The organism is Ignavibacteriota bacterium (assembly GCA_016212665.1).
Taxonomy (GTDB): Bacteria; Bacteroidota; Ignavibacteria; order UBA10030; family SZUA-254; genus FW602-bin19.
This window is the reverse complement of the sequence record JACREZ010000024.1, coordinates 1-25785: the sequence shown is the minus strand read 5'-3', so window position 1 is coordinate 25785 and position 25785 is coordinate 1. Positions and strand designations below refer to the sequence as shown.

The 25785-nt window shown below is 43.2% G+C and carries 17 protein-coding genes and 2 tRNA genes; 5 read left to right on the top strand and 14 right to left on the bottom strand.

Annotated features, from left to right (window positions below; translation table 11 throughout):
* Nucleotides 1–352: 352 nt before the first annotated feature.
* The 10 genes from HY960_07825 to HY960_07780 form a co-directional block, all read right to left on the bottom strand.
* Nucleotides 353–1417 carry a M48 family metalloprotease gene (locus tag HY960_07825; GenBank protein ID MBI5215647.1) on the bottom strand — a complete coding sequence of 355 codons (1065 nt, stop codon included), beginning with the start codon at nt 1415–1417 and terminating at the stop codon, nt 353–355.
* Nucleotides 1414–2724 (bottom strand): M48 family metalloprotease, encoded by a 1311-nt coding sequence (locus tag HY960_07820; protein ID MBI5215646.1) that lies wholly within the window; start codon nt 2722–2724, stop codon nt 1414–1416. The genes HY960_07825 and HY960_07820 overlap by 4 nt, the downstream gene beginning before the upstream one ends.
* Before the next feature lie 46 nt (nt 2725–2770).
* Nucleotides 2771–3535 carry a hypothetical protein gene (locus tag HY960_07815; protein ID MBI5215645.1) on the bottom strand — a complete coding sequence of 255 codons (765 nt, stop codon included), beginning with the start codon at nt 3533–3535 and terminating at the stop codon, nt 2771–2773.
* Between the two features lie 168 nt (nt 3536–3703).
* Nucleotides 3704–4270 carry a LemA family protein gene (locus HY960_07810; GenBank protein ID MBI5215644.1) on the bottom strand — a complete coding sequence of 189 codons (567 nt, stop codon included), beginning with the start codon at nt 4268–4270 and terminating at the stop codon, nt 3704–3706.
* A gap of 221 nt (nt 4271–4491) precedes the next feature.
* Nucleotides 4492–6204 carry a T9SS type A sorting domain-containing protein gene (locus HY960_07805; protein MBI5215643.1) on the bottom strand — a complete coding sequence of 571 codons (1713 nt, stop codon included), beginning with the start codon at nt 6202–6204 and terminating at the stop codon, nt 4492–4494.
* Between the two features lie 300 nt (nt 6205–6504).
* Nucleotides 6505–9165 (bottom strand): hypothetical protein, encoded by a 2661-nt coding sequence (locus tag HY960_07800; protein MBI5215642.1) that lies wholly within the window; start codon nt 9163–9165, stop codon nt 6505–6507.
* Between the two features lie 340 nt (nt 9166–9505).
* The gene (locus HY960_07795; GenBank protein MBI5215641.1) at nt 9506–10243 is read right to left on the bottom strand and encodes a hypothetical protein; all 738 of its coding nucleotides are present in this window, start codon (nt 10241–10243) and stop codon (nt 9506–9508) included.
* 324 nt (nt 10244–10567) lie between these two features.
* A complete protein-coding gene (locus HY960_07790) occupies nt 10568–10852 on the bottom strand; it encodes a hypothetical protein (GenBank protein ID MBI5215640.1) in 285 nt (94 codons plus the stop codon).
* A gap of 460 nt (nt 10853–11312) precedes the next feature.
* The gene (locus HY960_07785) at nt 11313–11960 is read right to left on the bottom strand and encodes a response regulator transcription factor (GenBank protein ID MBI5215639.1); all 648 of its coding nucleotides are present in this window, start codon (nt 11958–11960) and stop codon (nt 11313–11315) included.
* Nucleotides 11961–12274: 314 nt separating this feature from the next.
* Complete coding sequence (locus HY960_07780) at nt 12275–15949, bottom strand: PAS domain S-box protein (GenBank protein MBI5215638.1); 3675 nt, start codon at nt 15947–15949, stop codon at nt 12275–12277.
* 375 nt (nt 15950–16324) lie between these two features.
* On the opposite strand from HY960_07780, the gene HY960_07775 reads away from it, so the two are divergent.
* Both HY960_07775 and prfA read left to right on the top strand, forming a co-directional pair.
* Nucleotides 16325–17371, top strand: coding sequence for a DUF1385 domain-containing protein (locus HY960_07775; GenBank protein MBI5215637.1), 1047 nt, complete (start codon nt 16325–16327; stop codon nt 17369–17371).
* Nucleotides 17371–18438 carry a peptide chain release factor 1 gene (gene prfA, locus HY960_07770; GenBank protein ID MBI5215636.1) on the top strand — a complete coding sequence of 356 codons (1068 nt, stop codon included), beginning with the start codon at nt 17371–17373 and terminating at the stop codon, nt 18436–18438. The genes HY960_07775 and prfA overlap by 1 nt, the downstream gene beginning before the upstream one ends.
* 40 nt (nt 18439–18478) lie before the next feature.
* Here prfA and HY960_07765 read toward each other — a convergent pair whose 3' ends face one another.
* Nucleotides 18479–18937: a nucleoside deaminase gene (locus HY960_07765; protein MBI5215635.1), complete on the bottom strand. Its 459-nt coding sequence runs from the start codon at nt 18935–18937 to the stop codon at nt 18479–18481.
* Complete coding sequence (gene lon / locus HY960_07760) at nt 18938–21304, bottom strand: endopeptidase La (GenBank protein ID MBI5215634.1); 2367 nt, start codon at nt 21302–21304, stop codon at nt 18938–18940.
* A gap of 91 nt (nt 21305–21395) precedes the next feature.
* On the opposite strand from lon, the gene HY960_07755 reads away from it, so the two are divergent.
* The 3 genes from HY960_07755 to HY960_07745 all read left to right on the top strand — a co-directional run bounded on the left by HY960_07755 (nt 21396) and on the right by HY960_07745 (nt 23884).
* Complete coding sequence (locus tag HY960_07755) at nt 21396–23597, top strand: O-antigen ligase family protein (protein ID MBI5215633.1); 2202 nt, start codon at nt 21396–21398, stop codon at nt 23595–23597.
* A gap of 62 nt (nt 23598–23659) precedes the next feature.
* Nucleotides 23660–23732 (top strand) — tRNA-Gln (locus HY960_07750).
* Nucleotides 23733–23811: 79 nt separating this feature from the next.
* Nucleotides 23812–23884 (top strand) — tRNA-Glu (locus tag HY960_07745).
* A gap of 685 nt (nt 23885–24569) precedes the next feature.
* Here the strand turns inward: HY960_07745 and HY960_07740 are convergent.
* Nucleotides 24570–25196, bottom strand: a complete 627-nt coding sequence (locus tag HY960_07740; GenBank protein MBI5215632.1) for a hypothetical protein — start codon at nt 25194–25196, stop codon at nt 24570–24572.
* Between the two features lie 240 nt (nt 25197–25436).
* The coding region (locus HY960_07735) for a T9SS type A sorting domain-containing protein (protein ID MBI5215631.1) at nt 25437–25785 on the bottom strand (349 nt) is incomplete at its 5' end.

Genomic DNA, 25785 nt, shown 5'->3' with positions numbered 1-25785 from the left:
GAAGTGTCGCCCTACAATAAAAAATCCCTCACCCGCCAGCACGAGTGAGGGATTTTTCTTTGAAATAAGCGCACTCACATTCTTCGTAACCACAATTCACAAAGAGGTGGGTCTAATTTTCCTGTATGAGATTTCCGACGAAGATAAACGGTTGCAATTTTCCGGCAAAAGAAAATAAACTCAGAAAGCGCCTGTTGTGAGGGGCGTTCTGCCAGTAGGGAAGATATGGTTTTCCGTAACTCCATCGTTTGGTAATTCGCGCCCAATATATGGAATTTCAATCGGATACTCAATCTACCGGCGGTCGCGGACCGCACACAGGCACCTTCGCGCTCACTCCGAAAGTACGACTCTAAGAAACATCATCAAGCGAAAACTTCCCCGTTGATTGATACACAAACGCCATCTCTTTCAACGCTGCAAGTCGTTTTTCTGTTGGCGGGTGAGTGTTAAACAACGCTCCTTGGAGGATAGGTTCATCCTCAATTTGCATGTACCTACCCATTGGGTTGATGACACACATGTGACAGATAGATGGCTTGATGGAGCGAGTGGCTCCGGCAAACGATTCGAGTTTTTCCAGAGCGCTTAACATTGCTTTAGGATTTCGGGTAAGTTCAGCCGCAGTAGCATCTGCCTGATATTCGCGAGTTTGGGAAACAATCATGGTTACGAACCATGAAACTAACGGTGCGAGAACAATCATTCCCACCCACAGAGGAAAGAAGACCGGAATCCGACCGATGAACAATAATCGTTGAATCATTCCCGTCGAGCGCGCCATACCGCCGCCCGCATAGAGTGACAAAAGTGAACTGCCGCCAATTAATGTTGCCATCAGCATCATCAATCGTGTGTCATAATTTTTGATGTGCGCCATTTCGTGTGCAATAACCGCTTGCTGTTCCGCCCGGTTTAATTTCTTCAAGAGTCCAGTAGTGATTGCAATCGAGGCGTGCCATGGGTCTCGACCGGTCGAGAACGCGTTCGGGTCAGTATCATACACAATATGAATAGCGGGCATCGGCAAACCGGATGCAAGCGACATCTCCCGTACAAGATTGACAATCGGTTTGTTGACCGGGTCATCGAGAGAAATTCTGCCAATGAGTTCTCCGTTTGTCATCTCATCCAAATTCCAGACACGGTCCATGCTTACCGAGTTGAGAATAATATCATCGCCACGATAAAAAACGTACGCCACATACGCCCATGAAAGGAGAAACGCGATAATTGTTGCATACGGTGGTTTCTCGCTTGCGGAATAGACCAGACCGAACAAATCATTCTTGAACAAAAATACATCTGTTCCATATCCAATGAACAAATAATAAACGATGAAACCTGTAACAAGAAAAACAGTCAGCCACTCATTCTTCTGTTGTTGTTCATAGATATTTCCTGTCCGTTTGATCATACAGTTATTGCTTTGTTCTTTAGTTGGTACGCCATAGCATCTACATTCATTAATCGTTTTGCTATTGGTGGATGAGTCGAGAAAACGTCTGACCAGAATCCTTTTTTCTCATTTATCTTAATGCCGAGCGGGTCAACAATGCAGAGATGTTCGATCGCCTGCTTAACACTTTTGGTTGGAGTTTGGCGACCTTCAATTGTTTCTAAGGCGCGACGAAATGCATCTGCGTCACCAGTGAGTTCAATTGCTCCTGAATCTGCCAGATACTCTCGTCTCCGACAGATTGCTGTCGCCAACAATCGTGAGATGTAGGGCGTACAAAGCAATACCAGTGACCACACAATCGTCAGCAGGAATCCACCAATCGAACCAGCCCATGATATTTTTTGTCGTTTGATAGACATGCCAAGGGAGTTGAGTTTGTTGCCCCAGAGCGAAAGGAACATAACCGAACCGAAGAGGACTGAAAGAAGCGTCATAACCTCTGTATCCCGATTTTTGATATGACTCACTTCATGGGCAACAACCGCTTGCAATTCGTTCGGTTCAAGAGATTTGAGTAGTCCTGACGTTACGACGATATATTTATTTTTTCCTGAAGTACCGATGCTGAAGGCATTCGGATCCGGGTCTGAAAGAATTAATGGGCGAGGTGTGACTATTCCTGCACTCGCACTCAATGCGTGTATTGCCTCCACGAATCTGATATGTCGGTCAATGTTCATATTCGGCTCGGCGTATTTCGGAATCCCTAACAATACTCCCGTTCCTTTCCGGTATCCAAGGAGAGAGCCGATGGCGCCGAAGAGAAGTCCTGCCATGGTTGCGTACGGATAGGAATAATAAAAGTACATATGGTCATCAATGTATCGCTCCCGCTCCTCTACTGATTGGATATTCTTAGGCACGTTTAATTCTGCCCACTCCTCGCGTATTGCTTGATTTCTTATCGAGAACACCCAGATTACCCAAACGGAGAGAAGAACAAAAATCACAGCAGCGAATGAATCCCTACGAAACATTTTTCTCCAACCGCCCGATACCGATACAGCTAACCCGATCATCCCGCGCAGTAGTAACAATCCAATTATGAGGATGATTGTATAACCTGAAAGTGGAAATCCGCTACCGTAACTTCTGCTCATCGTGAGATCAACAGCGATACCCATTGAGGCGAACAATAAGATGTAGAGGAGAAACAAAAAGTACATTGCCCGAATATTCCTCGCAAGCTCTTTGTTTCCTTTCATGCTACACTCGTTACCTGAGTAACGAATTTCTGTTACACCGTTATCCGTACTTGTCATTATTCTTTCTTCTGTTGCTGTTCGTAGATGTTGCCTGTACGACGTATCATCTTCTTGGTAATGCTCGCCAACGTTGGAGAATATTCTTTACTATTTCCTTTTCCCGTTCTCTTTGCGGTTTCACGAGATGTTTGAAAAGGATATACAGACCTATCAGGAATGAAACAATTGAAAGCAACAAGCAAAGCACAAAAGCTCCATTGTACGGAAACAACCAAATTCCCCCCGGCTCACGTGCATGCCATCCACTTTTAAAAAAAGGAAGACTCCTTTTTGTTCTGCGAGTATGTATCCACATTCTTTGCTTCATCTTATCAAGGATAAGATATTGCTCTTCGTAGAGTAACTTTCTTTTCATAGCATTCAATGAATCCGAATATCCCTTAACTTCCCGATACCAAAATCCAACATCAGCAGACCGGTCGAATGAAGGAAGTCCAAACAAAGTCAGAAACCATGAAATCACTGAGGTTGAACCTTCTGTTATTTGATTTTTTTCAAGATAGTTCACAACAATCTCTAATTCTTTTCTTGCAGTCTCAACAGAGTTTGTTTTGAGTGCTCGTTCCAAATGATTGCCACAATACAAGTCGTACGTCGAGCGCTTCGAAACATTTAGCAAGATGAGAAGAAATACCGGGACTAAAAGCAACGCACCTATCAGACGCCGCACTATGAACCGATTATTCGGTGACGAGGCATGTAACTCCCCGGTAAATTTTTCATAATCGTATGGCTCGTTTACGCGAATTTCATCACGGTTTTCTAATTGCTCTTGTTCCATTCTACCATCTTCACCAGGATATTTCAATCACTATTATGAGCGTGTTGCCGAATACCGAAAAGTGTCTTTGCGAGGAGCGAAGCGACGAAGCAATCCCGCATTTCGTTCTACTTTCAATAGTGAGATTGCTTCGCTGTGCTCGCAATGACCATTCGGCAACACGCTCATTATGGAAATACTTTGAATAGATGTAGGTTATTTCCGCATCGAAAGATTCACCATCGGCGCTTCCCGTTCCTGTGCGACTTTCAGTTCAAACAACTCAGCAAGTCTGAAATTAAACATTCCAGCGATGATATTTCCGGGAAATGTTTGCTGAGACGTATTGAATTTTGTCGTGATGTCATTATAGAATTGTCGCGAGAATGAGACGGTATTTTCTGTTGATGTCAGTTCCTCCATAAGCGTTCTTACATTTTCATTTGCTTTTAAGTCGGGATAGTTTTCAACAAGAGCAAATAAACGAGAGAGTAACTGCGTCAGTTCTCCCTCTTTCGCGGCAGAGTCAGCAACACCTTTCGCACTTGCGGCGGCATTGCGCGCTTGGATTACTTGACGCAATGTATCTTGTTCGAACTCCATATATCCCTTCACGGTGTTAACAAGATTCGGAATTAAATCGTGCCGGCGTTTCAACTGAATATCAATCTGACTCCATGCATTCGCCACCTGATTTTTCATGGTGACGAGGATATTGTATTTCATGATCGCCCAGAAAAGAAGAGCAAACGGGATGATGAGAAAAAGTATAAATATGTACATAGGTTATTGCCTTATATTTATGGGTTATATCTGTTTCAATAAAAAAGGAAGTCCATCCGGCTGTAATCCTTAACGAGAGAATTAAAATCTTGTTAATGTCCGTGCGAACTTCCATCTTCCTAGAAATACATGTGCGACTCACTTCCTCTTGAATCTTTGATGAACACTCAAATTTCATTCATTGAACAAGTTGAAAAGTGAGTCGCACATATAGAATGATATTATTTGAGAAGAACAAACTTCTTCACATCGCTCCATGTTGTTCCATCTTCTCCTTGAGCGGAAATTCTGTAGAAATACATTCCACTTGGAACATCACTCGCATTCCATTCGGTTCTGAATACTCCCGCATCCTCTATTCCTTCCACGAGTGCAGCAACTTCTCTTCCCAGCAAGTCAATTACTTTGAGCGTAACATAACTTTTCACTTTTAACTGATAACCGATAACGGTTACAGGATTGAACGGATTCGGATATGCCTGTTCAAGTGCGAAGGATTCGGGTTTTGCATTCCGGGTTTCGGAGAGGTTGCCATCGCCTTCAGGCGGTGGAGGCGGTAACTCCGATGTATGTTGAATCCTTATTTTATTTTTTGATGCCAAACCACTGCTATCGGAATTCAAAATTATTATTCCCGCAGTATCCGCTTTCACCCAGTATCCTTTCCCCGGCTCAATGTATTCAGTTACATAGTAACCACGGTCGTAGCCAAAAAATGAAGATGTCGTCATCGAGAGCGGCTCGGTTGTTAGACTTTCCACCCTCGACCGTTCACTCATAGAACCAACCATGTTCCATCCGGTTGCTACTGCAAGGGATTCATCTCGACCCCTCCAACCCTCTATCGAAATAGTTTGTGCAGAGGGGAACTTCATCCAATAGCCGACACCGTTGCGTAAAGTATTTTCAACCATATAACCACTACTATTTGAAAAAGTAAATGCAGGAGATGACGCTGTTGGAAATAAAGCGTTCTTGCTGTAATTTGAGTCAGCTGGAATACCGGGAACAGAGATGATGTTCCAACCACTACTTACCTGAAAACTGAGTTGATTCTTACACGAAGGAAAACCAGTATCTAATAAAAATCCCTCTAATTGGCCGGAGGAAGCATTATATCCGGTACCGACAATATAACGACCATTTGATGTAATTGCATTGCATGATAGTAATTCTGATGATCCGGTTAAGTAACAGTTATAAACGTCATTAAGGTCTTCCATCCCGCCTGCTTGGGTCCAACGGAATGCATGTGTCTTTCCATCTATTTTTAGATAGTCCCCGATAATAACTGTACCATCCATACTGATGCTTACTGCGCGGCTATTATCATTAACTGAACTATCGAGCCGAACAGTCCCGCCAGTTGAAGTCCATCGGAATGCATGGGTCTTTCCATCTATTTTTAGATAGTCCCCGATAATAACTGTACCATCCATACTGATGCCTACTGCGCGGCTATTAACATTAACTGAACTATCGAGCAGAACAGCCCCGCCGGTTGAAGTCCATCGGAATGCATTGGTTTTTCCATCTATTTTTATATAGTCCCCGATAATAACTGTACCATCCATACTGATGCTTACTGCCATACTCTGTTCACCTCCTGATGATCCAAGCTCAGAGTATGATCCGTTTGAGTAGCGATATGCAAGTGTCTTGCCGTTATCATCCAACATCCAACCAATAATGATTGAACCATCCGATGAAATACCTGTAGCTTTCGATAAACCTTCCCGAGTTGAGTCTATTTCAACCATTGTCCCATTTGACCAGATGCATCCTCGTTCTAATCCGTCATTATTTCTTGAATAGCCAATGACGATCTGACCGTCTTCAGAAATGCCCATTACTTCACTTTCTAAACCTCCAAGCGAACCAAGTGATGTAACCACACCATTATTCCAGACATTTGCACGTGTTATTGTACCCATAGTTTCAAATATCTGAATAGGTGGTGGTAGTGATGAGTCTTGAATTATCTCAGGCATAAGACAGATGCCCGAACCGACAACGATACTTCCATCCTCAGTTATACCTACAGGGTTTTCAATTCTATTCCCTAACCAGGTTATTTGAGCTTCCGCAGGTAAAAAAATTGCAAGTTGAATTAAAATTAAAAAAATTGAAATCTCCGCCAAGGATAGACAATCAGGTTTAAAATTCTGTTTCATTGTAATTACCTTTTATAAAATTAATGTTAATTATTGTTCTATAGATTTGGATTGTAATTATTACCATCTTCTCATTATGAAAGCTTCATACTTGCCGTTATGATAACCCTGTCCAACTATATACTTCCCATTATGTGAGATTGCATTAGCTGAAATTAAATATCCATTATTCAAATCGTTTGCGGAAACAAGCGTATTCAAATTTGTAGAAGTTTGACTATTGTCGGGATAATCATTAATAGGCCAACTCCATAGATATGCTTTTTTCCCAAAGCCGTTATTGTCATAACCAACAACTATTGGGTCGCCGTTCGCTGGCACTGTTCCATCAAAAGCACTACTACCCTTTGAAGTTTGCAAATCATAAGTTATACCGTTGATGCCCACAAAAGCATGAGGAAATGTGAAAGGAGTACTATATAACCCACGTGTCCATCCCACAAATGGACCCGATTCAGCATCTATAGTGTTTGGAAATATTCCGAATGCTACACTTGAATGGTTTTGAGTCCAATCAATTATCGAGAGATTATTCTTTTTCCCAAACGAAAAAGCACTGTGTTGTGGTTTCTTCTGAACACCAGCATAAACTACAGGATATAATTGATTCCCCGTAGTAGGATACCAATATCCTCCTGGATGCTGCGTAACATCATAAGTTATGCTTTTATTCTGGAGCGATGAATGTGCTTCATTTTTTCCGTAAACAGACATGGAGTTAAAGGAGAAATCCCAAGTTGTAGCCTTGTAAAAGTCTCCGTTCGACGAACTTCCCACAACTCTGCAATGGTTTCCCCCTCCAACAACACTAAACGCATCACTATTACTGTATTCATCTAAGGGTTCAAGGTCAACCATGGTTCCATTAGGTGGGGTAATTGTACCACAACCAGTCTTAAACAAGAATGCATGACGCGTGTTTCCCGAATTTTTTGAACCAACAATAATCACGTGTTGTCCATAATTGCTTTCATTAATTGCTACTTGTTCAACATAAACTTTCCGTGCAACACTATACTCACTTGGACTGGAACTCATGTCAATGAGACCGTGTTCTGCGTTCCAATAAAAGGCGTGACAAACGGGATCTGTGCCCTTCCGAATCGTACCAACTACAAGCCCATCGTCGCTCACATCAAAAGCATTACTAAATATATTACCAGTGCCTCCAAGCCATTGAAACATTGGTGTGGGATCTAGTTCAAAATCTACCGTAATATGTATATTACTCTGGACATCAGTAACTGTATATGACATCGGTGTTATACTATTACATAATGAAACAATCTCATAATCTATAAATGAGCAGGGATCCTGTTCAGTTCCTCTCCCTACTTTAAAGTTTGTTATACGATAACCTTCGTAAGGGGTAATTGTAAATGTTAGATTATTTCCTTGTTGTACTAAACCACCCATCGGTGTGATAGTTCCACCCCATCCATTCGCTGATGAACAAATTTGAAAGTAATCCCAACTTGGGTCATTTGTAGACCAGACGCCATTACTATGTGTAGAGACAAAACCTATCCCGGTTGCTGTAAATGTAAATGATCGTACGACCGAAGGAAGAACCGGAGTAAGCTGTGTCCATGCATCGCCATCGTTTGTTGAAAGATATGTTTTGCCGCTAAAGGAGCCGGCATATATATATCCACCTTCAGCATGTACCGTTCTGAATTGTGTGTCTGTTATCCCGGAATCTACGGGTGCCCATGTATTTCCATTATCCTTCGATCTGTAAATTCCTCCACCGTATGTTGCTGCAAATATATAGCCGTTGGCATTCTTGGTTAATCCTAAGATGTTGAGATTAGTCAAACCTGTATTATGCTGATATAGGGTATCATTAAATGGATTGTTAAATGAATAGATACCACCGCCATATGTCCCGAATAATGGTCGTCCATATACATCCGCTGTAATACCATATATCTGGTAGTATCCTAACCCATTGTTCAATTGTGACCAAGTACTTCCAGAATCAGAAGATATATAGATACCATTTCCTTCAGTACCGGCGAAAATATTCCCACCGGAGGGACTAAATAAAATGTTGACACCTAAACCAGTTAATCCTGTGAATGTCCACGTCACACCTTTGTCTGTGCTTTTATAGATTCCGGTATTTCCTGTCCCCGCATAAATTGTACCATTACTATCTTTTTCCAAAGAAGCAATTCTAATTGATGTTAACCCTGAAGGAACCCACGAATCTCCCAAATTTGTAGAACGATAGATGCCGACCTCGGTACCTGCAAGTATTATGGTTGTTGAATCTGATTCTACATTTATTAGAGCATAAACGCGGCTATCAATGGATTGGCTTGTCTGTTGCCAATAGGTCGGGGGAGGAAGAACACTATCCCTCTCAAAATAATCTTCATACACGCCGCCACCCGAAGGATAAACATAAATTCTATTGTTTATGTTTTCCCATATCACAGAGTCTGCGCTTGCATCATGATACACGAACTTGAAGTAGGTGCTATCTCCGGGTGTTAATGAAAATGTTTTTGTATAGATGAGGTCGCTGTTCCCGTCCAAAAGGGTATCAGAAGAACCCCATCCATTAAACAGCCCGCGAACGGTGACAATATCCGTCGCCGGGTTAAATTTTCCCTTCGTCGCCTGCACACTCATGTTCACACGGAATTCATAATTATCCGCATACACGACGTTCATCGCGAGTAGAATCAAAAGTATAAGAGTACATAGTTTCATTGTTTTCTCCTTTAGTTTATTAGAGATGTTGATTATTGTTATTTGTTAATAGTGTAATTTGTACTTGTGTGTCATTTCCATAACAGCCGTGATTAACTCTCTCTCCTCCATTCCACTCACAACACATAGTTTGAAGAAACCAGTATTCTTCCCTAACCATACTAATCCTTGTGTCATAAATTTCATGAAAGGAGAGAGGTAATTTTATTGTAGTGGTTGTCCAAAAAGTAATTCGGAGTTTAGAATTCGTCATTCGATATTCATTATTTACTCACATCTCAAATGTCGAACAATGAATGTCGAATGATGAAGGACTATTCGGACAGCCTCTACATTATTTTTATGGATTCGGCGGCGGTTCCGGCGTTGGAGGTTGTTCTCCATCTTCCGGCTCTTCTTCCGGTCGTGTTATGTACACGACGCCATACTCTCTCGCTTTGCGCCGGAGCGAGGAGGGTTCGTCTTTCCGGAATTTGTATTCGACTTCATCCCAAATATCTTTGATAATCGCATCAACCTGTTCCCGCATGGCGGCAACTGTTTCCTGCGCCTTATCATAATTGTCCTTCAATTGCGACTGGGTATTTGTCTTTGCAATAAATTCGTTGTATGCGGTTTCGACTTCAGCCGGACTCGGATTGGTCATCTCCACTCCGCTGGCATCCTTTCGTCGCTCGTCGCCGGTAACAATATTATTTCCCCACATCAGCAAGTCTGAATCGGAGTTGAGTGCCGGGAGAGATGCTTGTGAAACATCAAGCGTGTAAAAGGCACGCGCCCCCGGGCTAAACTTACCGCGCTCTACCCCAAGGTTGAAGACCTGAAAAAAGTGCGAGATATACATTTTCAATATTGCTCCGGCTTTCTCTGCTTCGACGGTGGCATCTGCCTGCGCCTGAAGCGCCGTGCCACGGCTTTCCATCGCTTCTTCAAACTGCGGTAAGGTAGAATTTAAATTATTGACCGATTCTGCTCCAAGAGCCAACGAATTCGATGGAGTATTCTCTACCTTTTGTTTCGCATTCTGAAATGCCGATAATCGTCCGGCATCAGTATTCGGTAGTTGTCTATATGGCATAAATGACCTCGTTATAATTGAATTTGTAATTATTTGAATTATACATGCTTAATTTCGTTTGTTTCTGGCTGTATTTGTATGCGAAGACCCATAGATTGTAAGCAAACTCGCCCTCTTCGCATGCTAAGACCCATGGATTGTAAGTAAACCCGCCCTCTTCGCATGCTAAGACCCATGGATTGTAAGCAAACCCGCCCTCTTCGCACGCTAAGACCCATAGATTGTAAGCAAACCCGCCCTCTTCGCACGCTAAGACCCATGGATTATTGCCTTTCGTACCATAGTTGCACTTAACGAAGAAGAATATTTTCAGGTGCGATGCATTCATGATTCTTTTATATAAATCTTCTTCGTCATCCTGTTTTCATTTCCATTGATGGTGGCAATAACACGAAGTAGGTATTCGCCATCCTTCAAACCGAACTTGTTGAATTGGAGCAATTGTTTTCCCGCTTTCATCGGTGCTTGGTTAAACACTGTCTGTACCGATGCTCCTGATTCATTGAATAGTTCGATTGTTACAGTTGCATCTTCCGGTAGTTCAAACTCAAGTCCCGCCGGTTTCATCGGGTCTGGATAAATGAGTTTGCCTTTTAATTCTGATTGCATAATCGGTGGTATTATCATCGGCAATAAGATAACCGATAGCACATCAGGTATCAATCATGAATTCCATGATTTTGGGGTTGGAAATTCATGATTTTTTCCTCTCGTCAGGTTGTAGGTGAAAGGTTTTAGGTTTTAGGTGTTAAGTCTTAGGTGTTAAGGTGTAGAGCGCTAGGGCGTGGCCAACGGCTCGTAGAGAGCGCTGGGGTGAAGTGAATGGAGAAATGGAGTGATGGAGTGGTGGAGAAGTGAAGGGGAGGAGGGGAGGAGTAATGCAATACTTGGGTATCCACTACTAGAAGGCTTTGCATTACCTCCTATTCGTCATGCCGAACTTGTTTCGGCATCTAATCAAGCGCCGATAGACCCTGAAACAAGTTCAGGGTGACGGAGTAGTAGGGTTTTGTAAAGCCCTCTACTAACAACTCACCAATCACCATTCACCAATTAACTAATTAACGAATCACAAATCAGTAATTCCTTCGCGAATTGCAAACTTCGTAAGTTCAGCGATGCTGTATAGATTAAGTTTCTCCATGATATGTTGTTTGTGTGTTTCAATCGTCGTCGTACTGACGAACAACGTGCCTGCAATTTCTTTTATGGATTTTCCTTCGGCAAGAAGTTGAAGTACTTCCCGCTCCTTATGAGTTAAGTCAACCGCAAGTTTCGATTTGCTTTTATCCCGGTGTTGAACAAAATCGTCAACGACCAAACCGGCAATATCCGGGCTGATATATTTTTTATTTTTCAGAACGATGGTAATTGCTTGTCCGAGTTCATCCGGAGCGGAGTCTTTGAGAAGGTAGGCGGATGCGCCTGCGCTCAACATATCGGCAACGATGTTTCGTTCGGTGTGCATAGAGAGAGCAATCACCTTCACTTCAGGGAATTCGTGTTTGATGGTTCTCGTCGCTTCGATTCCATTCAGCCCGGGCATACCAATATCTATGATGACAATATCAGGATGATGGAGTCGTACAAGTTCAATGGTTGTTCTTCCTTCGGATGCCTGAGCAACAACATCCAACTTCAACTCATGTTCAATAATTTTTTTCAATCCTTCTCTGAGGATGTTGTGGTCATCGGCGAGGATGATTCGTGTGGACATAGATGTTTCTTTTTCAGGTGATAGGTGTAAGGTGTTAGGGTTTCGGTTTTAAGTTTCTAAATTTATGTTTCTTATCCGCCTTGGGCGGGTACAGTGTCAGTTCACAGATTTCAGCACAACACAAACATTAGTAACCCCACGATTTATCGTGGGGTGGTTGTCCTATTTGTGATTGGCTTTAGCCATGATTTTCAATCCAATTATTTATGCATATTCATGGCTGAAGCCATACTTCTTTTTCGTTGTTTCTCCCCATGCTGAAGCATGGGGTTAGTACTGTCTTGGAAATACCACACTCATAATCACGCATTGGTTTATGTTTCACTTCTTTTTCTTTTCATCGGAACGGCGATGATAACCCTGGTTCCTTTCAACGGAGCGGAGATGATATCAAATTTCGCTCCGATGTGTTCCATCCGTTCATACACGTTTTTCAGTCCAAAGCCGGAATCTCCTTTTGTACGTGTCAGCGCTTCCTGTACATCGAACCCGGTTCCGTTATCTTCAATAGTAATCCGAAACTCTGTTTCGTTTCGCGACATACACAATTTTACTTCAGTAGCATGTGCATGTTTGATTACATTGAAGAATAACTCTCTGATTGCATAGTACAAGAGCACTTTCATTTGGGGTTCAAGAGAAATGCTCTGTTCGTCGTGTTCGATTCGAAGATTGATGTTGTGCTTCGACATCAATTGTTCTGCAAGAAATTTTACTGCAAGGTCGAAACTGACATCCTGCAACGCAGGAGGACTTAACTCGAATGTCAGTGCGCGGGAATCTTTGATAGCGTTATCAAGATTGTGCCTGAGTTCCTCTAACTGTTTTGTAAATCCATCGGAAATCTCTGATTTCATTATTTCCCGAAGCCGTAATTTCCCTTCGGCGAGATGATGACCGATGATATCATGCAGATACACAGCCATGCGCCGGCGTTCACGTTCCTCCGTTTGAATAAGTTCGGAGGTGAGCGCTCTCTTTTGTTCTTCGTCTAATTTCCGCTGTGTGATATCGTGTGCCGCTCCATAAATAAATGCAACGCGGGTGTGGGTGTCGTTCCAAATCGGTCGGGATTCGTTATGTACCCAAATCACGGTTCCGTCTTTCTTCCGGACTCGGACATCATGACTGACCGATTCACCAGTCAACAATTTTTGCATATACATGAGAGCCTCTTCAATATCATCCGGGTGAACATAGTGTTGAAAGAAACCTGGCGCTTTCATCTCTTCCACGGTATAACCGGTCAAACGGTATAATGATTCAGTAATCCACAGAACTGTGAGTGTTCCGTCTTCTTCAATGCGGTCTAAGTAGGCATAATCTGCGACGAGTTCGGTGATAATGCGATACCGTTCTTCGCTTTCTCTTAATGACTCTTCTGCTTTTTTCTTTTCTGTAATATCAAATGCGGAAACAATAACCGCGACCGTATTCATAAATCGTATTCTCGCCGCAGTGACATCAAGCCATTTCGTCTTGTAGTTCTTCGTAAGAATCTTGCACTCGAACCGTCTCGGCACGGAAGTTTCTGTAAGCCATTTCTTCATAAACTCTTCGATTTCATCCAACATTTCCGGATGGATAATCTCCCAAAATGATTTATTCATCAACTCGCCGTGGGTAAATTCTGTCATTGTTTCGGCTGAATGATTGGCAAAGAGAAATCGTTTTTCTTCAAATACGAGAATTGCAGAGGCAGTGTTTGTTGCAACAGCGCGAAACTTTTCTTCACTCACTGCAAGTTCTTTTCGCCTGCGAATTTTACTAAACTGAAGCATGAAGAGTAAAACGCTTACAAGGATAAATGTCGCTCCGGCAGGATAATAAAATATCGGACGAAGATACACCGGCGGTGCAATGGTAAATGTTGCAAGGTTTCCCTCGGTATTTACCGCCCCCAACAATCCTTTTGATTGTACCTGAATGATATATTCTCCATGTTCCAATCCTTTCAATGTTACTTCATGAGTCTTCGACCACGCCGACCATGTTCCATGATTCAGTCTGTATCTTGTCGGGATGTCTTCGGGAGATAACTCACCAAAAAATGCCAGCGCTTTCCATCGTACCAACGCGCTATGCTCTTCAATGATTGGAGAATCGAAAATGATTCTTGGCGGAGGAGTCATCTCCACATTCCTTTTCAAGATAGCAACTCCTTCGCCTGTTGTTCCTACATAAACATTATCCTCTAACGGAAGGATGGGCCAATTTCCGCCGGAAGATTTCAGACCGGAGTGTTCATCATAATTAATAAACGACTCATTACTAAAACAACTAATTCCGCTTTGGGTTGAAATCCAAATATTTTCGTGTCTATCTATTTCAATATCCCAGATGTTGTTGTTTAACAATCCATCGTCAATTGTATATTGCTTCATTGTTCCATCGGGCGTGATACAACCAAGACCGTTTGCAATAAAATCATTATCGCCGTACCACAGGCAACCACTTCTACTAAGCGCAATGGTGAAGACTCTGCTAACATTCAACTCCTTTGTTGTCCAATGTTTCCAATTTCCATTTTTCAGATGAGTAATTCCCTTATATGTTCCGAACCAAACAGAACTGTCGGGGGCATACGCAAATGAATACACTCTCCCGCTGAGCAAACCGTCTTGTTCTCCATAATGGGTGAACCGTCCATGTTCATACATGTACGCACCGGGCTGTTTTGTTCCATGTCTTGGAGAATATTTTCCAAGTCCAAGAAACCAAATACGTTTCCGGGCATCCACCACAATTTTATGAATCCAGACTTGCTCTGATGAATCCCAAGGATTAAAATATTCCCATTTTCTACCATCCCAACGGTACGTTCCCATAAATGAGGAGCCGCTTGAAATCCAGACATTACCGCTACTATCTTGTGCAAGTCCCGTAACAACAAATAACGGTTCACCATTAATTTTTTCTATCGTCTGAATATTTTCATGTTCATCGTGGATGTCAATTCCGTTTGCAGTTGCAACCCAGATTTTTCCGTCTCTTGTTCTGAGAATTTCATTGGTCGTATTTTTAAAATCAGGAGGAGGGCGTTTCCAATATTTCCATCTTGAAAAATATTGGCGATAGACATAGATTCCGTCGCTCGTCGCGAACCACACATCACCATCCGACCCTATGAACATGGAATTTGTTTTACGAAGCTTTGGGTCTTCATACACAGTCTCCCAGTTTCCGGAAACGGAGCGCCGAACAAGACCGGATTTATAAACTACAAATCGTTCATTATTCTCTCCAATCCCAACTGCAACAACAGCATCTTTCCCTTCAGTTTTTTCTTGTTTGAGGTTACCGCTCGAATCCCACGACCAGACACCTCTGGAAATTGACGGCTGTTTTATAGAAATGATGCCGTTCCCACTCTTGTTTTCTTGTATGAAATTCAACCCTACACGATCACGTGAATTGTTGAACATGAATGTTATGGAATGTTTCGTGAATCGGCATAATCCCGATGTTGCATCAAGAAAAGCAGTCCCTTTTCTAACAGGGATGAGAAGAAATACTCTTGACGGAAATGATTTATCCGGATGATGATAAAGACTCAAGTGATTGTTTTTGAATTGCCATAGTTGTTCTTGTTTACGAACAATAATTAGACTGTCATGGAGAAGTGCAACATCATCTACATTCTCAACAGGTAGTTTTCTGAATACTCGATTGCCGATGTAAAGGGAACCATCTGACCCGTGAACGAGTAGGCTATCTTTTATTTCACCGAGAATTCCCCCCGGAGGTAATTGATTATCCGGACTATCGCTCAGAATAGGGCGCCATTCAAACCCGTCGAACCATGATATCCCATGAGGAGTCGAACTCCACATCGTTCCATTCGAACCTTCAAAAATCTGAGCCACATCATTCGAAGGCAATCCCGATTCGGTTGTGAAGTGAATCCATCTGGTCGGGTCATCAAACTCATAACGTTGTGAAAGACACACTTCTTCAGAGCAGATAAAAAATATCAGAATGCCTATCATTCTTCTGATGAATGATACAAACACAATGTTAAGATTTGATGAAATCAGAACTAATTATCTCGGTACAGATGATTAAATGAATGATTTATTTCTGTTTGAAGAAAAGAACGTACTACATCAATTCAATTCATGATGCGCTCAGTAGCTCTGATAGTTGCTACCCTGTCTCCCGTGTTCTCAATGATACATTATTTACGTACCGCATGAAAATAGAAAAATATTAAGAAACTGTCAATTATAAGGAAGAATTATTATGGCGCGCTGAACACTTTTATGGTTCTCAATCTCCCTGAACAGCCAATACTATGCTGAAAGAAGCAATTCGGAATTTTTAAGTATATTGTTCCTCGAAATTAAGGAAATCATTCCAAACCAATGCAAAATCAAGAAGAAATCAAAACAGAAGCAGACCGTTCTTTGTACAATTATGACCCGAACAACCCGCTTGTCGTGGGCGGGCAAGCAGTTATTGAAGGAGTGATGATGCGAGCGCCGGGTCGAATCGCTACCGCAGTCCGCAGGTCAAACGGAGATATTGTGGTGAAATCTCAAGAGCATAAATCACTCGGTGAACGGTATCCGGTTTTCAAACTCCCAATCCTACGCGGCGCTGTAGGACTTATCGAAATGTTATTTGTCGGAATTGAAACACTCAACTTCTCGGCTGAAGTTGCAATGCAGGATGCTGACGCCGAAGAACAATCAAAGAAAAACGGGAAAGCAAAAAAGAAAGAACCGGCATCAAAACTGAAACTTGCATTGACGGTGCTGTTCTCACTTGCAGTCGGCATCGGGATTTTCTTCGTCGGTCCGTTGTTCATCACAACGAAATTATTTGATGTCGAGCAGGAAGCGTTTTGGTTTAACATTACTGCGGGCGCAATCCGCATTACAATTTTAATCGCATACATGTCGGCAATTGCGTTGATGAAAGATGTCAAGCGGTTGTTTCAATATCATGGAGCGGAACACAAACTTGTTTTTACGTTTGAACAAAAAGCGCCGCTCACATCAGAGAGCGCAGTTCGATACACACGGTTTCATCCACGGTGTGGAACAAGTTTCGTTCTGATTGTTATGTTAGTTGCCATTTTACTGTTCGCTGTGTTGGATACATTGCTCATTATGTGGCTTGGAAAGATGACGCTTCTTGTCCGTATCTTGACTCATCTTCCGCTCATTCCTTTAGTCGGTGGAGTTTCGTATGAATTTATTCGATGGTCTGCAAAGCGAAGTGAAACAACATTTGGAAAATTTCTTGTTGCACCGGGATTGTGGATGCAACGTATCACGACCAACGAACCGGATGCGAGTCAATTGGAAGTTGCGGCGGTGGCAATCAAGTGTGCGCTGGGAATGGATGTCGGTCAGCAAGTAACATATGTTCAACATGCAAACGAACTTGTGGCGGCGAACTCATAATGTTTGACAGATTAGAACAAGTAGCCGCACGCTACGCTGAAGTTACTCAATTACTTTCCGAACCGTCGGTCATAAATAATCAAGACCGCTATCGCGAACTGAGCAAAGAGCATAGCGAACTCACTCCCATTGTGCAATCGTATGAACGATTCAAAAAAATGAGAGGGGATGTTGCCGGTTTGCGTGAGATTGTTGATTCATCCGACGATGTGGAGATGCGGGACCTTGCTCAATCGGAAATGAAAGAAGCGGAAGCAAAACTCTTCGCAATGGAAGAGGAATTGAAAGCGCTTCTCATTCCTAAAGACCCGAACGATGACAAGGATTGCATCATGGAAATTCGGGGCGGAACCGGCGGAGAGGAAGCCGCGTTATTCGCCGCCGATTTGTACCGCATGTACACTCGCTTTGCCGAGCGTTCCGGATGGAAAGCGGAACTACTTGATTGGAACGATACAGGACTTGGCGGGTTCAAAGAAGTGGTGTTTGCGATTCGCGGGAAGCATGCGTTCGGAACATTAAAATTTGAAAGCGGCGTGCATCGTGTTCAGCGTGTACCGGAAACGGAAGCACAGGGAAGAGTTCACACTTCTGCCGCAACAGTTGCAGTTTTGCCGGAAGTTGAAGATGTGGAAGTGGATATTAATCCTGCCGATTTACAATTCGATACATATCGGGCGGGGGGAAAGGGGGGACAGAACGTAAACAAAGTTGAAACGGCTGTTCGCATCACACATAAAACAAGCGGCATTGTTGTAGCGTGTCAGCAGGAACGCTCGCAATTAAAAAACCGTGAACTTGCAATGAAGATGCTTCGCTCAAAGTTGTACGAGAAAAAGTTGAATGAACAGACAGCGGAGATTTCAGCACAACGCCGTTCAATGGTCAAAAGCGGAGACCGGAGCGATAAAATCCGGACGTACAACTTCCCGCAAAACCGGATGACCGACCATCGAATTGGTTTGACGCTCTACAATCTCTCTGAAATAATTGACGGGAAATTAGACGAAGTCATAGAACAGTTGACGATTGCAGACAGAGCGGAAAGACTTCAGGCGGCGGAATAGATATTGAGAGGTGGGCTCCACCTGCAGGTGGAGTCCACCTTTACACTGTTCTTTTCTTTAGAAAAAATTCCCTTAGAATCCCCGAACACTTTTCTTCGAGCACGCCGCCCTTCGTCGGTACGCGATGATTTAAACGCGGGTCGTTGGTAATTGTATAGAGAGATGAGCACGCCCCGGCTTTCGGGTCGTATGCGCCGAAGATGAGGAAAGGAATTCTCGCAAGGACAATCGCGCCGGCACACATCGTGCAAGGTTCAAGCGTAACGTAGAGTGTGCAATTCTCCAACCACTTATTTTCTAAGTAACTTGCCGCCGCAGTAATGGCGATAATCTCGGCATGCGCAGTCGGGTCTTGCAACATTTCCGTTTGATTCGAACCTTTGCCGATGATGATTCCTTCGTGAACCACCACAGCGCCTACAGGAACTTCGTTGCGTGAGAGCGCATTCTCCGCTTCGCGCAACGCTTGTTGCATCCAATATTCGTGCGGTTGACTCATCTATTTCTTCGAGCCAAACAGATACGGAATCGCATCGGCGACTTTTTCGATACCGATGATGTTCAATCCGTGTTTTACTTTTTCCTGAATCTCCGTCAAATCCTTCTCGTTGTCTTTGGGAATAAGAACAGTTTTGATTCCGTTTCGTTGTGCGGCAATCAATTTTTCATTCAAACCGCCGATGGCAAGAACATTTCCGCGTAGCGTAATTTCTCCGGTCATTGCAATATCGTTCCGCGCAGGTTTGTTTGCTGCGGCAGAAAGAATCGCCATCGCCATCGTAATTCCGGCAGAAGGTCCGTCTTTCGGAATCGAACCTTCGGGTAAGTGAATATGAATTTCTTTTTTCTCGAAAAATGTCGGTGCGACCTTAAACTCCTCAGCATTGGAGCGAATGTAACTGAGAGCTGCCTGAGCAGACTCTTTCATCACATCGCCAAGTTGACCGGTGAGTGTGAGTTTTTCCGTGCCGGTCATAATCGTTGCATCAACGCTAAGAATATCTCCGCCGACACTCGTCCATGCAAGACCGACCACCGAACCGATTTTTCGTACCTTCACATTTTTCTTCTCGCGGAACTTCGGTACACCGAGACACGATTCAACTTTTTTCTCATCAACTTTAATAACGCTTCCGTTGTGCATCTTATTGACGACAATATCTTTTGCAACCTTTCGGCAGACAGAAGCAATTTCCCGTTCAAGATTTCGCACGCCTGCTTCCCGCGTGTATTCGCGAATAATTTTTATCAATGAACCATCGGTAAATTTCACATTCTCTTTTTTCAATCCATGTTCAAGCAACTGCTTGGGAAGAATGTGCCGTTTGGCAATCTCTTTTTTGTCATATTCGAGGTAGCCGGGAAGTTCAATAATTTCCATTCTATCCTGCAACGGAAGCGGAATCTGATAGCGTACATTTGCAGTCGTAATGAACATGACATGCGAAAGGTCATAATCCACTTCTAAATAATGGTCATTGAACGAAACATTCTGTTCCGGGTCGAGAACTTCCAGCAGTGCCGATGATGGGTCTCCGCGGAAATCCATGCTCATTTTATCAATCTCGTCCATGAGAATAACGGGATTTATTGTTCCTGCTTTCTTCATTGATTGAATGATTTTTCCCGGAAGCGCACCGATGTATGTCCGGCGATGGCCACGCACTTCCGCTTCATCCCGAACGCCGCCAAGCGAGATGCGAACAAATTTTCTCCCGATTGCCCGCGCGATAGATTTCCCGAGCGAAGTTTTTCCAACTCCGGGCGGACCAACGAGACAAAGAATTTGTCCTTTCATTTCTTTGACAAGATTCAGTACAGCAATATGTTCGAGAATGCGTTCCTTCGGTTTTTCCAATCCGAAATGGTCTTCATCCAAAATTGATTGAACGTGATTAATGTCGAGATTGTCTTCGGTCTTCACATTCCATGGCATCGAGAGAAGCCAATCAATGTAATTCCGGTTGACGCTGAACTCCGGTGAGGCGGAGGGAGTCTTCCGAAGTTTGACAAGTTCTTCCATCGCTTTCTCATGGACTTCCTTCGGCATTTTCGCTTCTTCGATTTGCTGTTTGAGTTTTATGAGTTCGGGAGATGATGTTTCATCGTCTTCCAGTTCATCCTGAAGAACACGGATTTGTTCCTGCACTAAAAACTTCCGTTGAGATTTCTGAATCCCTTCATGAACTTTCGCATCAATTTCTTTTTCGATTTTCAACAAATCATTTTCGGAAGTGAGGATACGAATCAGTTCAAAGTATTGGTCGCGCAACGTCCGCTTCTGAAGAATCTGCTGTTTGACTTCAACCGCTTGTTGAACATTCGCGGCAATATAAAACAAACGTCGTCGCGGTTCCTTGATGTTTTCCAGAGCGGCAAAAATTTCCGGCGGGATATTTCTGCTGATGGGAATATACTCGGCAAACAATGCAGAAACGCGGCGCATGAGAGCAAGAATTTCATCAGTGATTTCAGTATCCTCCTCGATGATGTTCACATCCACTTCCAGAAAATTTGTGTTCGGTACAAACGAGGTAATGGTTGCCAGTGAAATTCCATCAACAACGATCTTTACTAACCCGTTGGGTAGTTTCAGTGTTTGAGTAATCTTCGCAATCGTTCCCTCTTTGTACAGGTCGTTCTCTGTCGGTTCATCTATTGACGGGTTTTTTTGCGCTACGAGGAAGATGTGACGGTCACGTTCCATCGCCGCGTACGTTGCGCGCAAAGAAGATTCCCGCCCGACGAGTACGGGGAAAATCATATGAGGGAATACCACCACATCCCGTAACGTGAGGATGGGGAGTCGCGTAGGAAGTTCGAATTGTTTCGTTTCTTGTTCAGTTATTGAGGTTTCAGGTTTCATTGATAAGTAAAGTCAAAAAGCATAGTTGTAAAAAAATCCAATCACTATCATCATCAATAAGTATTGATGTAATAAGTATCGGACTTGCCTCATGAAGTACATTCTGAGGTTGCACAACGTGGTGCGGGAAAAATATACAAAGAACGAAAGCGGGAAACAAAGCAGGGGAGATTTGATTATTACAAAAAAAACTCTCACTTTCAGCAATCATTTATTAATCATGAAACGAAAAAACGAACAGAGCCAAGCGAAGAATATTCACTCACGAGCAATTTCATGGATGCTCGTTTTGTTATTTGCCGGAACAACCCTCGTCATTATCCCTGATGTGAATAACAGTACATTGTTCAAGCCGTACATCCTCATCGGATTCAGTGTTCTTTTGCTGACGATATTATTGCATTGGCTCTTGTCGCAGGAACGAATCGAGTTCAAACTTCACCTGCTTACCCTTGCCGGTTTTTTCTTAGTGGTGACGTCGGCGGTTTCTTTGCTGAACGTATATAATACAAAACTTGGTTATGATGCATTCTTGGTGCAACTCTGTTTGTTTATTGTCTTTCTCTCCTCATCGTTTATCGCGACGTCTGAAACCGAACTTGGTTTTATCTTCAAGGGTCTGTTTGTCGTTATACTCATAACATTCGCCATCGGTTGTCTTCAGGCGTTTCAACTTATCCCGGAAAGAATTATGGTATTAAGTTCCGGCAGGAAAGTTCTTTCCACGCTTGGGAACGCAACCTACTTCGCGGGCTTTCTGGTTTTTCTCATTCCTATTTTTTTCGGGTTGATGCTGAAACATAAAAACCCGACTGCTGTCCAAATTACATTATCACTCTTGTTTCTGACTGCGTTATTCTTACTCATGAAAACTGAATCAAGAAGCGCGTGGTTCGCAGGACTTGCGGGAATTACGGTATTTGTTTTCTTGAACTTCAAATCACGGAGACAACGGTTGCTCGGAATGGGAGTACTTTTGGTCTCTGTTATCGTCGGATATGTTCTGTTTCCCGAGATGATTCAGAACAGAATCGGAAGTATGTTTGAACTTACCCCGCAATCCTCCTCCGCGCGGCGACTCTATTTTTATGAGGGAGCGTGGAAAGCATTTCTTGCTTCACCCATATTCGGACATGGTATAGGAAACTTCGTCCTCTTCCTTCCGAAATTTCGCGCCCCTGATTATTGGATGTATCAATCGGAAGATATTGTTCCGCACGCACACAACGAATTTCTTGAAATTCTTTCCGAGACCGGCATTGTTGGATTGAGTGCATTTTTGCTCGTTATCATTGTGTTCGCCGTGCAAACATTGAAACAGGCAAGCGACATCTCGAATCCGAAACGAACGCTAATGATTGGATTCTTTTGTGCAATCATTTCCATTCTCCTTGATAATGTATTCAGTTTGAATCTCCGCACCATCCCAGTCGCTGTCGGATTTTGGATGATCCTTGGATTCTCCAACGGACATGTTGCATCACCACTGTTTCATCGTACGATTCAATTCCCTGCTATGATTTCAAAATTCCGGTGGCTTCCCGTTCTCGTTCTCTTCTTTTCGTTTTGGTGGTTACTCCCCAAAGCAATTTCAGAATATAAAACAGAACGAACGATTCTCGAAGGAAATATTTTCACATGGAACAAAGATGAGCGAAACGCAAAAGAAAAATTCAAAACAGCATTATCATTTGATTCGACTCATTACCTCGCGAGATATTTTATCGCCGCAAGTTGTTTGAAACAATTTCAATACGAAGAAGCACGAACACATGCATTGCGCCTGATTCAGGACTATCCATACGCTCCCAAAACATATTTACTACTTGCAGTTTCTTCGTTCGAACTCGGCGATACAGCCCAAGCAGTTGAAGCCATTCAAAAAGAAATTGAATTCGAAAACTCGCCGCAAGCCTACTATTACTCTGCCTACTTTGCAAGTCGTATGGGGAATACAGTTCGGGAATTTGACCTGCTTGAAACAATGCTCAACCAAAACATCAAAGGAAAATCTCCCGAGTTTGCAACAATGGGCATTGAACGACTTGCTATGCTTATCAACAAGGAAAACCGGCAGAGATGCCTGACGCTGTTCCGGCAAATCAACGATTCTTTTCTGACCGATGTTCCCATCCTTGTTGCGCTCGCGGAGAGTTATTTCAAACTTGATGAACAGGCACAATCACTTTCCGTACTCGGGCAGGTTGAATTAATGCAAAACATCAGTGAACAAGCAAGGACAAGAATCGAAAAACTGAAGATAAGGATACAATCACTCCGAAATCAGCCATAGCAAGCGAAAATATGGCTTTGCAAGTCAAAGCAAGTTTGGCTATATTTGTACCGCTTTTACATTGCCTCGTGGTGTAATTGGTAACACACATGACTCTGGATCATGGTAGTCAAGGTTCGAGTCCTTGCGAGGCAGCCCCTTTCATTTCGGATTTCGAATTGCCAATTGCGAATTTTTCCATTCGAGATTGGCAATTCGCATTTCGCAATTTGATGGCGCTATCGTCTAACGGTTCAGGACGCGGCCCTCTCAAGGCTGAAATACGGGTTCGATTCCCGTTAGCGCTACCCACGTTCCATTGACGATTTTTTCATTTTCGATTGTCGGATTTTCTCGTGTTACTTCAGACGTTACTTGTGCTACATCCCCCGTTACTCGTGCTACATTCCCCGTTACTCGTGCTACATTCCCCGTACCTTGTGTTACATTCCCTGTAACTCGTGCTACATTCCCCGTACCTTGTGCTACATCCCCCGTACCTTGTGCTACATCCCCTGTAACTCGTGCTACATTCCCCGTTACTTGTGTTACATTCCCCGTTACTTGTGTAATATTGAGTGTTACACGTGTAATATTCAATATTACATTGGAAAACGGTCGAATTTGAGCAGTTTAAAAATAAACGGATTTTCTTACTTTGTTCGATAGAGGGGAGAATTGCACTTCGTCGCTACATATAAAATATATGAGATGAAGGCTTTGCATTACCTCCAATTACGTCATGCCGAACTTGTTTCGGCATCTAAACAAGCGCTGATTGACCCTGAAACAAGTTCAGGGTGACGGCATCGTAGGGTTTTGCAAAGTCTTATAAAAATCAAATAGGGATGTCTCAGAAGGTAGAAACGATGGTAGGACAGACATTCTTGTCTGTCGAAATCGTTTCTTGCATAAATCTGACAGGCAGGAATGCCTGTCCTACCAAACTTAAATGTGATGTCGGGAATTTCTTCCCGACATCGTGGACGAGGATTATATCATCGCCGTTACGCGTACTTTTTCCGACCAGTCGCCGACCGGCACTCCATTGTACAAATAGATTGCACGGTAGATACGAACTTCCGGAACACCTGCGACAAGGTTTGGTCGCATGTCGTCGCAGGGCGAACGGTCATCCTTATCGAGGAGCGAGAACGTGGTTTCGTTCCCGCGTTTGCACTCGAAACGAATCCCGTGATAATCGCCCTTTACCCATTCAAGACGAACCATCGTTGCTCGCACGAATGCCAGAAACACCGGCTTTGCGTTTGCAATCAATGTTGCTTCATCCTGAGTTGCGCTGCCGAAGACGTTCAGGTCTTCCCCTATTGCCTGTGTGAAGTTCTGATGTAACTTCACCGTTGCAACAAGGTTACGAATGAACGCTTCCGCATCTTCCATCGCTTGTTCTTTGCTTGCAACAAGAGACTTCAGCGTGCTTTTTGCCGCCTCGACTTCGCTCAATCGTTGTTTGATTGTCTCGAAGTGCGTTTGCACCTGTGCAAGTTGCGCGCCCGAAAGATTCAGTGTTGCGGCGTAGTTGGGTAACTTCGTATTGAAGTTTTCCAACCAGAGCAACACTCTCGGGTCAACGTTTGGATAATAGTTTTTCGCTGCCATATTTTTTCACCTCCTTTCTTTTTTTGATTTCGGATTTCGGATTGTCAATTTCGGATTTACGTTTATATATTTTTTGTTGTGAGATGTCTGCCCGCCACAGGTTTACGACTCTTTGAGCGGGTAAAAGATATGCGATATGATTTTTCCACATCGCATATCCCACATTTGAACTCCTCACCAATCCACTAATCACTCTACGAGTCATAGACTAATTAACGAATTAACCAATCAACCAATGAACTACTTCGCGAGAAGCATCTTCTTCATATCGGTGAACGTACCGGCAGTGAGTCGGTAGAAATAGACGCCGCTTGGAAGTGAAGAAGCGTCAAACTCAATTGACTTGTATCCGGCAGATTCCATCTCGTTAACAAGAGTTGCAACTTCTCTTCCGAGAGCGTCTATCACTGTGAGTTTCACATGAGCATCCTCGGATAGCTGATAACTAATAACGGTTACCGGGTTAAAAGGATTGGGATAGCAATCTTGTAAGCGAGTAACATGTGGAACGTCATCAGATAAAATAGGTTTTTCTGCCACTGTTTTAAATGCATCACAGCTTACATTGTTAAATTGTTTTTTGTTTGAT

Excerpts from the sequence above, each read along its gene's own strand:
- HY960_07825 (MBI5215647.1), bottom strand. The coding sequence starts at position 1,417 with ATGATCAAACGGACAGGAAATATCTATGAACAACAACAGAAGAATGAG.
- HY960_07820 (MBI5215646.1), bottom strand. The coding sequence starts at position 2,724 with ATGACAAGTACGGATAACGGTGTAACAGAAATTCGTTACTCAGGTAAC.
- HY960_07810 (MBI5215644.1), bottom strand. The coding sequence starts at position 4,270 with ATGTACATATTTATACTTTTTCTCATCATCCCGTTTGCTCTTCTTTTC.
- HY960_07805 (MBI5215643.1), bottom strand. The coding sequence starts at position 6,204 with ATGGGTACAATAACACGTGCAAATGTCTGGAATAATGGTGTGGTTACA.
- HY960_07800 (MBI5215642.1), bottom strand. The coding sequence starts at position 9,165 with ATGAAACTATGTACTCTTATACTTTTGATTCTACTCGCGATGAACGTC.
- HY960_07795 (MBI5215641.1), bottom strand. The coding sequence starts at position 10,243 with ATGCCATATAGACAACTACCGAATACTGATGCCGGACGATTATCGGCA.
- HY960_07790 (MBI5215640.1), bottom strand. The coding sequence starts at position 10,852 with ATGCAATCAGAATTAAAAGGCAAACTCATTTATCCAGACCCGATGAAA.
- HY960_07785 (MBI5215639.1), bottom strand. The coding sequence starts at position 11,960 with ATGTCCACACGAATCATCCTCGCCGATGACCACAACATCCTCAGAGAA.
- HY960_07780 (MBI5215638.1), bottom strand. The coding sequence starts at position 15,949 with ATGATAGGCATTCTGATATTTTTTATCTGCTCTGAAGAAGTGTGTCTT.
- HY960_07775 (MBI5215637.1), top strand. The coding sequence starts at position 16,325 with ATGCAAAATCAAGAAGAAATCAAAACAGAAGCAGACCGTTCTTTGTAC.
- prfA (MBI5215636.1), top strand. The coding sequence starts at position 17,371 with ATGTTTGACAGATTAGAACAAGTAGCCGCACGCTACGCTGAAGTTACT.
- HY960_07765 (MBI5215635.1), bottom strand. The coding sequence starts at position 18,937 with ATGAGTCAACCGCACGAATATTGGATGCAACAAGCGTTGCGCGAAGCG.
- lon (MBI5215634.1), bottom strand. The coding sequence starts at position 21,304 with ATGAAACCTGAAACCTCAATAACTGAACAAGAAACGAAACAATTCGAA.
- HY960_07755 (MBI5215633.1), top strand. The coding sequence starts at position 21,396 with ATGAAGTACATTCTGAGGTTGCACAACGTGGTGCGGGAAAAATATACA.
- HY960_07740 (MBI5215632.1), bottom strand. The coding sequence starts at position 25,196 with ATGGCAGCGAAAAACTATTATCCAAACGTTGACCCGAGAGTGTTGCTC.